This is a genomic window from Parabacteroides sp. AF27-14 (assembly GCF_003635425.1).
GTDB lineage: Bacteria > Bacteroidota > Bacteroidia > Bacteroidales > Tannerellaceae > Parabacteroides > Parabacteroides distasonis.
Genome location: NZ_QTLZ01000015.1, coordinates 1 through 12,713 on the forward strand (window position 1 = coordinate 1; position 12,713 = coordinate 12,713).

Sequence of the window (12,713 nt, forward strand, 5' to 3'; positions counted from 1 at the left end):
ACTGATTACGTTTATAAACAAAAAAAGTGTCTAGATAAATCAGGAAAAGACAGTCTATTGCAGTTTTTCTAAATTTCTTATACGGAAAACTTTAGTTTCTTCAAGGAAAAACTTTCGTTTCTATATAGGGAAACAAAAGTTTCTTACTGAGGAAACTTTTGTTTTATTAGGAGAAAACTCAGGCTGCTATTATAGGAGATTCGTGATAGGATTCATGAGACGGAAAGTTATTGTCTGTTTTTAGTGCGCTTACCCTGTAAAATACATACCTTCGCGGATATATTTAATTGATTTTCTATGAAATGGTATCTATGGGGGGCAGTTGTCCTGCTTTATTCCCTGTTTGGAAGCGCTTGTTCTACGGAACGGAGGTATGATTTGTCGGCTTATGGTTTATCCCCGGTCGAGCATGTGGATAATGCGCCCGCTATGGCGAGGGCATTGGAGCAGATACGGGAGAAATGCGAGGAAAACCAGACAATTGTGGTGACCTTGCCTAAGGGCCGCTATGAGTTTTATCCCGATAGCGCGGCGGAGCGTGTCTATTTCATCTCGAATCATGATCAAATGAATCCGAAGAAAGTAGGTTTGCCTTTCGAGGGGATGAAGAATATGGTGTTCGACGGGCAAGGCTCGGAGTTAATCTTCCACGGCAGGATGTTGCCGGTCTCTTTGCTGGATTCGAGGAATTGTGTCTTGAAGAATTTCAGTATAGACTTCAAGCATCCTCAGATTTCACAGGTAAAAGTGGTGGAGAACGATACGCTGAAAGGCGGGATCACCTTCGAGGTGGCTCCATGGGTACGCTATGAGATACGGGATAGCGTGTTTGTAGCGAAGGGAGAAGGCTGGGAGTTGACTCCCGGTTCCGGTATCGCCTTCGAGGGAGATACACGTCATTTGGTGTATAATACAAGCGATATCCCGGTAGGCGTGCGGGGCTTGATCGAGGTTTCTCCAAGGCTGATAAAGTCTCCCCGTTGGAAAGACAGCCGTTTGGTGCCCGGTACGGTGATCGCCATGCGTTCTTGGGAACGTCCGGCTCCCGGTGTCTTCCTGTATCATGACGTGAATACGACTCTGGAGAATATCAAGGTTCATTATGCCGAGGGAATGGGCCTCTTGGCGCAAGTGAGCGAGAATATCACGCTGGATGGTTTCTCCGTTTGCTTGAAAGGGGCGGACGATCCGCGGTATTTCACGACACAGGCGGACGCTACCCATTTCTCGGCCTGCAAGGGAGCGATCATCTCCAAGAATGGCTTGTACGAAGGGATGATGGACGACGCTATCAATGTGCATGGAACTTACCTGAAAGTGGTGAGACGAGTGAATGACTCTACCTTGGTAGGCCGGTATATGCACCCGCAATCGTATGGTTTCGAATGGGGAAGGGTAGGGGATTCCGTGCAGTTCATCCATTCGAGCACCATGGAATTGATAGGGGCGAGAAACCGGATTACCGCTATCAAGGCAGTTGATCAACCGGATTACCGAGGGGCGAAGGAGTTCGAGATCCGGTTTGAGAATACGGTGAATCCTTCGATCCATGAGGGAAGCGGCTTCGGCATAGAGAATCTGGAGTGGACGCCGACGGTCCTATTCTCGGATAACGTGATCCGGAATAACCGTGCCCGCGGTTCCTTGTTCAGCACGCCTCGGCAAACGGTCGTAGAGAATAATGTTTTCGATCATACCTCGGGGACGGCGATCCTGCTGTGCGGTGATTGCAACGGCTGGTTCGAGACCGGCGCTTGCCGGAACGTGTTGATCCGTAAGAATAAGTTCATCAACTCCTTGACGAATATGTTCCAATTTACGAACGCTATTATCTCTATTTATCCCGAAATCCCGGATTTAGCGTCGCAAAGGAAATATTTCCACAGTGATATCGTGATCGACGCGAACGAGTTTATTACGTTCGATAGGCCATTGGTATACGCCAAGTCCGTGGACGGGTTGGTCTTCACGAATAATATTGTCAAACAAAATAAGGAATACCCAGCCTTCCATTGGAATAACCATCGTTTCTATTTCCAGCGGGTGATCCATTCGAAAATAGAGAACAACTATTTTGATGAAGGGTTTATCCGGGAGAGGGATGTCTTAGAGGAAAATAACGGATATGATATATAGGAAATTAATCGTCTTGGTAAGCCTTTTGATAGGCTTCGTAAACATTGCGTTCGCCGGCGTTGGTGATCTCGATACGTTAAACGTACGTTCTCAAGCCCCTGTCAAGGAGAGAATGCCTGTCGTCGCCTATAAGTTTAACCCGAAAAGCTTGATTCTTCCGGCCTCATTGATAACGGTGGGAGCCGTAGGCACGGCGATTGACGGGATGAATGACTTTCACCTGTTTTCCCGGAAAGATTCCGTGAAGCAAATCCATATCGACAATTACTTGGAGTGGGGAATGCTGGGTTGGGTATTTGTCTGCGACCTTATGGGAAAAGAGAAGCATAACTGGGTGGACCAACTTTGCTTGGTCGCTTTAGCGGAGGGGATGAACGGCTTGATGGTGCATGGGCTGAAGAACTGGGTAAACGAGCCTCGCCCGGACGGGGCGCCTTATTCGTTTCCGTCCGGACATACCTCGAATGCTTTCTTAGGGGCGCATATGGCTTATAAGGAATTTAAGGATAGCTCGCCTATACTCGCTTACTCGGGTTATGCGATAGCGGCGTTCGTGGCGGGTTCCCGCTTATACAATAACAGGCATTGGGTGGCGGATGTAGTAGCCGGCGCAGGTTTCGGGATCTTGTCGGTAGAGTTATCGTATCTGATCTATTTCCCGATTCGTAACGCTATCGCCCGGCGGATCAATCGAAATGTGAAGAACTGCCCGATCGTGGCCGCTCCGGTATTCAGTTCGAATATGGCGGGATTCTATCTGACTTATCAATTTTAATGCGTCTTATGGATCAAGCGCATGTCGGCTTATAGAGACTGGTTGATGCGCAAAAGCTCCTCTATATGCGTGCGGTCGTTGCTGAGGCGTGGGATCTTGTGTTGGCCGCCTAATTTACCTTTCTGCTTGAGCCATTCATAGAAAGCACCGTCGTGGGCGATAACGATTTCCAGCGGTTGAAGGGAGATCTCTTTATACCGCTTCGCCTCATAGTCCGAGTTCAGCTTTTGTAAGTTCTGATCTAATAAAGTGGCGAATTCATCGAGAGATTCCGGTTTCTTGTCAAACTCGATAAACCATTGGTGCCGTCCTTTCGCCTTATCCAGCATAAAAAGTGGGGCGGCGGTATATTCTTTTACTTTCGCCCCGGTTCGTAGGCAAGTCATGGCGATCGCCTTATCGGCGTTATCCACCATTAGCTCCTCGCCGAAGGCGTTGATAAAGTGCTTGGTACGTCCGGAGATAACGAATTTATGAGGGAATAACGAGGTGAAACGTACCGTATCCCCGATCTGATAGCGCCATAATCCTCCCGAGGTCGTGATCACCATCGCGTAGTTTTTCCCGGTCTCTACCGATTCCAGCGGCAACACGGTCGGATGGGCGCTACCCACCTCGTTCATCGGGATGAACTCATAGAAAATACCGTAATCCGGCATCATAAGCAAACTGGGGTCTGTCGGATCGTCCTGCAGCCCGAAGAAGCCCTCGGATGCGTTATAGGTCTCCATATAATGCATCTTATTCGATGGAATCAAGGTTTTATATTGCTCCCGGTAAGGCTCGAAACTGATTCCCCCATGGAAGAAGACCTCCAGATTAGGCCATACGTCCGTAAGATATTCCCTACCCGTTTTTTTCAATACGGCCTTGATCAAGACCAACATCCAAGAAGGAACACCGGATAGGCTGTTTACATCCTTATTCCAAGTGTTCTCCACGATCGCCTTGATCTTGCTTTCCCATTCATCCATTAGGATAATGGGTTTCTTGGGGACGCGTATTAAATTGACGAGCGGATTGAGATTTTGAAGTAATACGGCGGATAAGTCGCCTTGATGAGCCTCGGAGTTTAGCGGGGAAGGGCTATGGCTACCGCCCAATATCAAGCCTTTCTTGGAGAAGAAACGGCTTTCCGGGTTGTTCCGCAGATAGATGGCTACGCAATCAAAGCCGCCTTTATAGTGGCAACCCTTTAATATCTCGGGAGTGACGGGCAGGAATTTACTTTTGTCGTTCGTGGTCCCGCTACTCTTAGCGTACCACCGCACCACCGAAGGCCAGAGAATATTCCTTTCTCCGTTTATCATTCGGGTGACATACGGCTTTATCTCGTCATAAGTCTGTAAGGGAAGACGTTGGCAGAAGTCAGAATAAGAGCGAATGCTTTTATAATCATATTTGAGTCCCCATTCCGTCTTGCGTGCCGTCGAAAGCAGAGCATGCAGCTGTTTGCGCTGGATATGGTCTATATCCTGCCCAAATCGTCCGATCTCCGTTTGTCGATGGCGGAAAAGGAGCGAAATCGTCTGTGTTAAAATATCCATGCTCTTTTTATTTGTTCGAGTGCAAATGTAGGCATTCTCTTTTTATTTATATCTTTGCTAGGTACTAAATTAACGTTACGATGAAAATAGGGATTCTCTCATCGGGTGGCGATTGCCCCGGTATCAACGCTACGATCCGTGGTGTTGGCAAGACCGCTATCATGCATTACGGCATGGAAGTGATAGGTATTCATAGCGGTTTTATAGGTCTTTTGAATAAAGACGTCCAAGTTTTCGATGAACGGAGCTTATCCGGCATATTAAATTTAGGGGGAACCATTTTAGGAACGTCCAGAGAGAAGCCTTTCCGTAAGCTCTTGGCCTCGGGAGATTCGGAAAAGCCGGAGATCATTAAGAAAAATTATGAGGAGCTGGGGCTGGACTGCTTGGTTTGTATCGGAGGAAACGGTACGCAGAAGACGGCCAATCTGTTATCTCAGATCGGATTGAACGTGATAGGCGTTCCCAAGACAATCGATAATGACATATGGGGTACGGATATTACGTTCGGTTTTAATACCGCCGTGAATATCGCCACGGAATCTATAGACCGTCTTCATTCTACGGCTAGTTCACATAAGCGGGTGATGGTCGTGGAGGTGATGGGCCATCATGCCGGATGGATCGCCTTGTATGCCGGGATGGCTGGAGGTGCCGACGTGATCTTACTTCCGGAATTGGGATACGATATCGATAAGGTGAACGAGGCGATCTTGGATCGGGCTCGCAGGGGCAAACCTTATTCCATCGTTGTAGTAGCCGAGGGTATCGAGACTCCGGATAAAAAGCGTCCTTCTGATTATATTACCCGGGCTATCGAGGCGGGAACGGGTATCGAGACCCGGGATACCGTATTGGGATACACCCAACGGGGTGGAAACCCCTCTCCGTTCGACCGTAACCTTGCGACTCGCTTGGGAGGCCATGCCACGGAACTGATCGCTAATGGTGAATTCGGACGTATGGTTTGTATGAAAGGAGATAGGGTAGAATCCATTCCCTTGTTAGAAGTAGCGGGAAAACTAAAATTAGTGACACCGGATCATGATTTGATCGTACAAGGAAAACGGATGGGGGTAACATTCGGGAAATAAAATAAAAAAGGTTGTGTGTCAGAGAACGCACAACCTTTTTTACTTTATACTAGTAGGCGGCCGTTTATTTTTTAATACCTTGAACGGTTTGGCTTCCCTTTTCGGTAGTCAAGCGGAAGATATACATTCCAGTGGCAAAATCACCCGTGCTGAGACTGCTTCCCGGTTGCGGGACGCTACGTATCAACTTTCCATCGGCCCTGTAGATCTCAAGCGATTTCAGTTGTTGATAATTCTGGATCTGTACTTCATTCGAGAAGATACGTGGTTGAATATCTACTTCTTCGCCTGTTGGCTTCAGTTCGTTACCTACGCTCGTTTCCGGAATTACCGTAACCGGGGCGCTCTCATCGGTACCATAAAGTGCCGTTACTTGGAGCAGAGGGGTACTTGTTGTCAGATTTTTCACCGTATAATTCCGTTGAGAAACAGGTAATGTCGTCAGTTCCCGGGTATCTTGATATACCTTATAACCGGTCAGCTCCGGAAAAGCCGTGATCAACTCTGCTTCTTGCGCATCAGAGGCGATAGCCAGTTTCCGGAATGATAATCGGCCCGTTCTCATGGGTTGCGGTTTCTCCGAGAAAGTGCTCGTGGAGAATACGGAACTTGAGGGGAGCTCACCTTCTTCCGCGCTTATTACGATCGATAACACAACATTGGCATCTAGCTCATCATCTGAGAATGTTTCCCATTTTTTTCCGTCCAAAGAATATAAATTCCCTTTTCCGTCGACTGCGGGGCCTTCATCGGAGCATGCCGGGTATGTGTTATTGGCATAGCTTATCACATGAATGGCTACCAGTAAATCCTGCTTCGCGTCGATTACGAATGGTGTTTTAAGTGTGACCGAATTTATTTTACCTGATTTCAGTTGAGTGAAACTCTCTTCATACTCCCGGTTTCCCTGTTTGATATAGACTCCATAAGTGACCCCTTCCTGTGGATAGAAATTAACCTTCCGGATCGTTTTTTTATGCACCGGTTGTAGATCTTTCGTATCCCATTTCTGAGCGAAATAGAATGGATCTCCTCCGAGACTGAACTGTTGATAACGATCTTGTGATCCCCAACCAGCTATTTTTTCGAGGACTGGGGCATTCCATGTCAGTTGAATCTCACCCGTGGAGATCTGTTTGTATTTCAAATCAGTCGGACCTTCATACTCGTTTCCGATCGTTTTCCCATCCTGCGTCATTCCCTGCAACGAGGTGACGCCCGTTCCGAGTGGATCTAGCCAGACATCCATCCGGGCTGTATCATTATCACTGTATTTATTCCAGTGATAATACAATTTACCGTATAAATTCAATCCTTCGGGCAGTTCGCAACTGGAGCTTCCACCGCTCAGCGTGCCTATAATCAAGCCTTTGCTATTAAATAAAGGCGAGCCGGAAGAACCTCCCTCGGTCACCCCGTGTCCGTTTAGCGTGGCATCGAAAGTCGCATTCCAATGAGCGTTCGTGGCCCCGGTTTTCCCAACATCACTATTACGCCATGTAATCGATTCTGTCGGATAATTTCCATAGGTGGAGATTTTCATATAATCGCCGGAAGGATGATGGATGCCTACGCCCGAGAGTGAAAGCATATTTGAACGATCCCATCCGTTAAAGAATACATTATAATCGTCGGGGATCTCGTCGTTAAGCAACAGCAACAGTCCGTCGGAACCGTTTTCGACAGGGGTAGAGGCTTTCCGTGTACATCCTACCATGGTTTTTATCGGATAAATGGGTGACTCATTATCGCAGCCCACATGTTCTTGGTGGAAATAAAACAACCAGACCGCTAATTCCTCGGGAGTAACCGTCTGTTCGCCCAGTATATCTTGCGAACAATGGAAGGCGGATAATACATAAGGCTTTTTGTCACGGGCCGTATTATTTACCAGAGAAGCCGTACAAATATAGCTTCCTCCTTCTCCCTCTTTATTACGGATGTATTGAATCATTTGTATCACCCCCTTCTTTTGCTCCTGCCAATCGGCTCCCTCCTCGCAATTGATATTCACTTCGCAAGCTCCTGAAAAGTCGGCTCCCGGCGCTTCCTGTACTTCTGGCATGATCGCTTCAAGATGATTATACCCGTAACCGACCTCCCGGATGCGTAGTCGAGGTGTCTCGCCGGATGGTGCAGGTACATATTCGAGGATCACTTCATCGCCTGCTACGGCTTGGGTTGCGAACGGTCCGTTTTTAGGATGCGTACGATGCGTATAGGCACCCAATACTTGGGTTTTCGCTGCGTTATACAGGTATAACCGGGCACCTTTGGGTATATAAAAATCGGAGTAATACAGGATCAAGGCGATCGCTCCTTTCGCTTGAAGGTGAAGTTGCCATACTTGGCTACCGTCAGGTAGTGAAATCCAATCGCCGCTATTGGCGATGTCGAAGCTGGTTGGAATCGACTTGGCTACACGCAACGGAGCGCCTTGGCTGACCCTCCACGCATCGACCGCCTTGAGGTCTTCCACACTGAAATTCACTGGAACTTGTTCTGCTAGCTTTTCACTTCGAAGTGAACCTGCGAATTGAAAGCTGGGGGGGAGTCCTCCTTCGCTGATCTGCGCCAACGAACTTGAAATCGAGAAATAGCCGATATATAATATGCTGGTTATTAATATTCGGAGAAATTTACTGTACTGTTTTTTCATACATACAACTTTATATGAGCTTATTCTTATATAACTAAGAACTTGGGTATATCAAACGATATACCCAAGTTCTGCTATTTATCATACAGTTTCTTCCTCTGGGAGGTCAGAAAACTCTTTTTCATCGGTTAGTTCACCAGTCTTCTTTTTCTTTGTGGCAGAGATACGTTGCTGGAGTTCTTTGTCTGTCCGCAATCTTTTGACCGCCATTTTAGAAGCCGCTTGCTGGGATTCTTTTTTGGAGTAACCGATACCTATGCCAATTTGCTCGCCGAGCAATTTAATCGCGCTTTGGAATACAGGATTTCCATCATGATCTGTAAAAGACTCTATTAGATCGAACGAGATCGATATTTTGTTCTTTTGGCTCCATTCAATCAAGTTTGACTTGAAATTTATCTCTTTCCGGACGAGTGTATCTACATCGATATACTTTTCTATCATCACGTCACGGATAAACTTATAACAAACGTCATAACCTTGATCCAGATAAATAGCGCCGATTAAAGCCTCGAGCGCATTACCATACATATGATTGTTATGAGAGTTTATCTTGGTTGAATAGACTACCATTTGATCGAGGCCGAGTTGTACGGCGACCTTATTCATCGTTTCCCGTTGTACGATCTTGGAGCGTGTGTTTGTCAAAAAGCCTTCCCGCTTATTCGGGTAGCGCTTATAGACAATATCGGCGACCGCCGCATCCAAAATGCCATCTCCTAAAAATTCAAGACGCTCATTGTTAAGCCATTTACCATCATCCGTCTCTACCGATGATGATTTATGCAACAAGGCCTGCTCGTAAATCTGGAGATTATCCGGATAAAAACCTAGAATCTTTGATAAAGACAAATAAGGCTCCCTACCTTTATTATGCAGGAGCCTTATTCTTTTATGTAGCTGTTTGTATAGCTTTCTAAACACGTTATTTCACGAATTTTTTAACAATGGCGCAAGCGTTGTGTCCACCGAAACCAAACGTATTCGATAAAGCGGCTTTCACTTCTCTCTTTTGAGCCTTATTGAATGTGAAATTCAGTTTATAATCTATTTCAGGATCATCGTCGCCTTCCGCATGGTTAATGGTCGGCGGGATAATACCATCGTTTATAGCCATAATACACAGGATCGCCTCTACCGCTCCGGCAGCACCAAGCAAGTGACCGGTCATTGACTTTGTAGAACTGATATTCAGTTGATAAGCATGTTCTCCGAACACATCTTTGATCGCCTTAACCTCTGAGATATCGCCTACGGGAGTCGATGTTCCATGAACATTGATGTAATCAATATCTTCCGGAGTCATTCCCGCGTCTTCCAATGCGTTGCGCATAACCAGCTTCGCTCCTAAACCATCCGGATGAGAAGCGGTCAAGTGATAAGCATCGGCAGACATTCCGGTTCCAGCGATCTCGCAATATATTTTAGCGCCACGAGCCAATGCGTGCTCCATTTCTTCCAATACCAAGCAAGCTCCACCTTCACCCATCACGAATCCGTCACGGCTAGCGCTGAACGGGCGAGATGCGGTCTCGGGAGAATCATTACGTGTCGATAACGCATTCATGGAGTTGAATCCACCTACACCCGATTCAGAAACAGCAGCTTCCGCTCCACCGGTGATGATGACGTTAGCCTTGCCTAAACGGATATAATTGAATGCGTCACTGATAGCGTTTGTAGAAGATGCACAAGCTGAGACGGTCGCAAAGTTCGGGCCGTGGAATCCATAAAGCATGGAAATATGTCCAGCCGCGATATCCGAGATCATTTTCGGGATGAAGAACGGGTTAAACTTCGGACCGATCGTATCCTTGATCTTCGCATAACTCAATACTTCCTCGTCAAATGTCTTGATACCACCGATACCTGAAGCGAAAATAACGCCGATACGGTTCTTATCTTCGTTATCCAAGTCCATTGCCGCGTCCTCGATCGCTTGTTTCGCCGCGTCGATCGCGAATAAGCTATAACGATCACACTTGCGGGCTTCCTTACGATCCATAACTTTCAACGGATCGAAGCCTTTAACTTCGCATGCAAATTGTGTCTTGAATTTGGATGCATCAAACTGAGTAATAGGTCCAGCGCCACTTTTTCCATTGATAATACCTTCCCATGTTTCGGGGAGGGTATTACCAAGAGGAGTAATAGCTCCAAGACCTGTTACTACAACTCTTTTTAATTCCATACCTTTAGTTAAAAGGATTGATTACTTCGCGTTAGCCTCGATGTAAGCGATAGCGTCACCTACAGTTGTAATCTTTTCTGCTTGATCGTCAGGAATTGAGATACCGAATTCTTTTTCGAACTCCATAATCAATTCTACAGTGTCAAGAGAGTCTGCTCCTAAATCGTTAGTAAAGCTTGCTTCGTTTGTAACTTCTGTTTCTTCAACACTTAACTTGTCAACGATGATAGCTTTTACTCTTTCAGCAACTTCAGACATAACTTTTTCAATTTAGATTAATAAATACGAATATACTTTTTAAATTTGCAGTGCAAAGAAAAGAATTTTTTATGTTACAAAGCAAATTTAATAAGCTAAAAATGCGGAAAACTGCACATTTTTTCTTTTCTTGTGCATTTAAACATCTAAAAATATGAAAAACATAGCGATTTTTGCTTCCGGATCTGGTACGAATGCCGAGAACATCGCCCGATATTTTGCTAACAGTGAAAACGTTAATGTTGCGGTTGTTTTATCAAATAATCGTAATGTTGGCGTGCATGGGCGGGTAAATAAGTTGGGCGTACCTTCTTTCGTGTTTTCACGGGAGGAATTTATTGCCGGTGTGCCGATCTTGGAAAAGTTGGCGGAATATGATGTCTGCCTTATCGTGTTGGCCGGTTTTATGAATAAGATCTCAGACGTTATTCTTCAGGCTTTTCCCGGTAAGATCGTGAACATCCATCCCGCATTACTCCCTAAATATGGCGGCAAGGGGATGTATGGCATGCATGTGCATGAGGCGGTCGTGAAGGCTGGTGAGCGGGAGTCGGGTATTACTATACATTATATTAATGAGCATTATGATGAGGGCGCTATCATCTTCCAGGCTTCTTGTCCGGTATTACCTTCGGATACGCCGGAGGAAGTAGCCTCGAAAGTGCATGCCCTGGAGTATGCGCATTATCCTCATGTGATCGAAAGTTTACTGTAAGGCTTTTTTGTCATTAGCCTACTTGAAAACCTAGTTTCTGGAGTACGGCGAATTCTTCCGGGTCAGCTTTGATCGCTTGGTAAGCATGGAACTCACGGGGATGATCATACGTTGCCCTAAATCGCTCGAAATGATGAGGATTCCCTCTTAGTGCTTGCTCGATTACTTCTGGGTTGAAACTTCTCAAGATGGCTTCTTCCACCCGGTGCTCCTTGAATTGTCCCAAGTCGATGAACGGGTTGGTTGGGGCAGGCGGAATGACTTCCTTGATCTTTTCGATACGGATACCGAAAAAGCATCCTATATTCTCCAAGCACATTCGTGTCCCGTTCGCCTTCCCGTCGGCGGAGAAACCGGCTATATGAGGAGTGGCGATCGTGGCTTCCGACAGTAATTCCCGGTCGATATCCGGTTCGTTCTCCCAGCAATCGATGATCAGTTCGCTGACCTTGCCGGTTCGTTTGGCCTGCAATAAGGCCTGCGTATCATGTACGGCACCCCGGCAACTGTTGATAAACCATGGTTTTCGTTCCAATTTGTCGAAAAAAGCAGGATCGGCGAGATGGCGGGTGGCGAAACGTCCCTCTTTGGTCAACGGCACATGCAAGGTTATGATATCCGCCTCTTTCGCGATCGTGTCCAAGGATACGAATCCATCCTCACCTTCCTGCTCGGCACGGGGCGGGTCATTGCGAAGCACACGCATCCCCATGGCCTCGCATAGCATCTCCACGATACTCCCTACATGGCCTACGCCAACGATACCGATAGTCTTCCCTGCTAGTCTCTCTCCTTTGCGGAGGGCGACGGCTACCAAAGAGGATAATACATATTGCCCCACGGAAGCGGCGTTGCAACCCGGGGCGTTCTTCCACGTGATCCCTGCCTTCTCGCAATAATGGATATCGATATGGTCGTACCCGATCGTAGCTGTCGTGATGAGGCGAACCCGGCTACCTTCCAATAGCTCGCGTGTACATTTATCTATGCTACGTACGATCAAGGCATCCGCGTCTTTTATGTTCGTGGGCGTAAACTCTTTGGAGTCAAGGTAGGATACGTCCGCTATCGGCTCCAAGATCCCTTTTAGGTAAGGAACCGTGTTATCTGCTATTATTTTCATCTTATCAGCTTGATTATCGTTACGCGATATTAAGTAAAAAACAGGGGATATACAAGTGATGATGGCTTCTTGTCGATTTCTATTTGTGCTTTTGTTCTCAGCCGAAAGATTCGGGAAAACACGTACGAGTTTCATCCAAAACACGTACGACTTTTTGAAAAAACATGTACGTGTTTTGACGGAAAGATTCTCGTGTTTTTTTGACGCTGATTCTT

The 12,713-nt window shown here is 46.6% G+C and carries 10 protein-coding genes; 4 read left to right on the plus strand and 6 right to left on the minus strand.

Annotation, left to right across the window (positions count from 1 at the left end; genetic code table 11):
• The first annotated feature begins 297 nt into the window (after positions 1–297).
• Both DWY79_RS14745 and DWY79_RS14750 read left to right on the plus strand, forming a co-directional pair.
• Entirely contained in the window at positions 298–2,136 is a 1,839-nt protein-coding gene (locus DWY79_RS14745) for a right-handed parallel beta-helix repeat-containing protein (protein WP_122369586.1), read from the plus strand.
• A complete protein-coding gene (locus tag DWY79_RS14750) occupies positions 2,126–2,911 on the plus strand; it encodes a phosphatase PAP2 family protein (RefSeq protein WP_005864018.1) in 786 nt (261 codons plus the stop codon). The genes DWY79_RS14745 and DWY79_RS14750 overlap by 11 nt, the downstream gene beginning before the upstream one ends.
• A 29-nt stretch (positions 2,912–2,940) precedes the next feature.
• On the opposite strand, the gene DWY79_RS14755 is transcribed toward DWY79_RS14750, so the two are convergent.
• Positions 2,941–4,458: a GH3 auxin-responsive promoter family protein gene (locus DWY79_RS14755; RefSeq protein WP_005864020.1), complete on the minus strand. Its 1,518-nt coding sequence runs from the start codon at positions 4,456–4,458 to the stop codon at positions 2,941–2,943.
• An 80-nt stretch (positions 4,459–4,538) separates the two neighbouring features.
• Between DWY79_RS14755 and DWY79_RS14760 the strand changes: the two genes are divergently transcribed.
• Positions 4,539–5,552 carry an ATP-dependent 6-phosphofructokinase gene (locus DWY79_RS14760; protein WP_005864022.1) on the plus strand — a complete coding sequence of 338 codons (1,014 nt, stop codon included), beginning with the start codon at positions 4,539–4,541 and terminating at the stop codon, positions 5,550–5,552.
• Between the two features lie 64 nt (positions 5,553–5,616).
• On the opposite strand, the gene DWY79_RS14765 is transcribed toward DWY79_RS14760, so the two are convergent.
• The 4 genes from DWY79_RS14765 to DWY79_RS14780 form a co-directional block, all read right to left on the minus strand.
• Positions 5,617–8,211: a T9SS type A sorting domain-containing protein gene (locus DWY79_RS14765; protein WP_122369587.1), complete on the minus strand. Its 2,595-nt coding sequence runs from the start codon at positions 8,209–8,211 to the stop codon at positions 5,617–5,619.
• An 81-nt stretch (positions 8,212–8,292) separates the two neighbouring features.
• Positions 8,293–9,135, minus strand: a complete 843-nt coding sequence (gene rnc / locus DWY79_RS14770; RefSeq protein WP_005864026.1) for a ribonuclease III — start codon at positions 9,133–9,135, stop codon at positions 8,293–8,295.
• Position 9,136: 1 nt separating this feature from the next.
• Positions 9,137–10,402, minus strand: a complete 1,266-nt coding sequence (gene fabF / locus DWY79_RS14775; protein ID WP_005860697.1) for a beta-ketoacyl-ACP synthase II — start codon at positions 10,400–10,402, stop codon at positions 9,137–9,139.
• Between the two features lie 21 nt (positions 10,403–10,423).
• Positions 10,424–10,660 carry an acyl carrier protein gene (locus tag DWY79_RS14780; protein ID WP_005639879.1) on the minus strand — a complete coding sequence of 79 codons (237 nt, stop codon included), beginning with the start codon at positions 10,658–10,660 and terminating at the stop codon, positions 10,424–10,426.
• 154 nt (positions 10,661–10,814) lie between these two features.
• Between DWY79_RS14780 and DWY79_RS14785 the strand changes: the two genes are divergently transcribed.
• Positions 10,815–11,375, plus strand: a complete 561-nt coding sequence (locus tag DWY79_RS14785) for a phosphoribosylglycinamide formyltransferase (protein WP_005860699.1) — start codon at positions 10,815–10,817, stop codon at positions 11,373–11,375.
• Positions 11,376–11,388: 13 nt separating this feature from the next.
• On the opposite strand, the gene pdxB is transcribed toward DWY79_RS14785, so the two are convergent.
• Complete coding sequence (gene pdxB / locus DWY79_RS14790; protein WP_122369589.1) at positions 11,389–12,498, minus strand: 4-phosphoerythronate dehydrogenase PdxB; 1,110 nt, start codon at positions 12,496–12,498, stop codon at positions 11,389–11,391.
• Between the last annotated feature and the right edge of the window lie 215 nt (positions 12,499–12,713).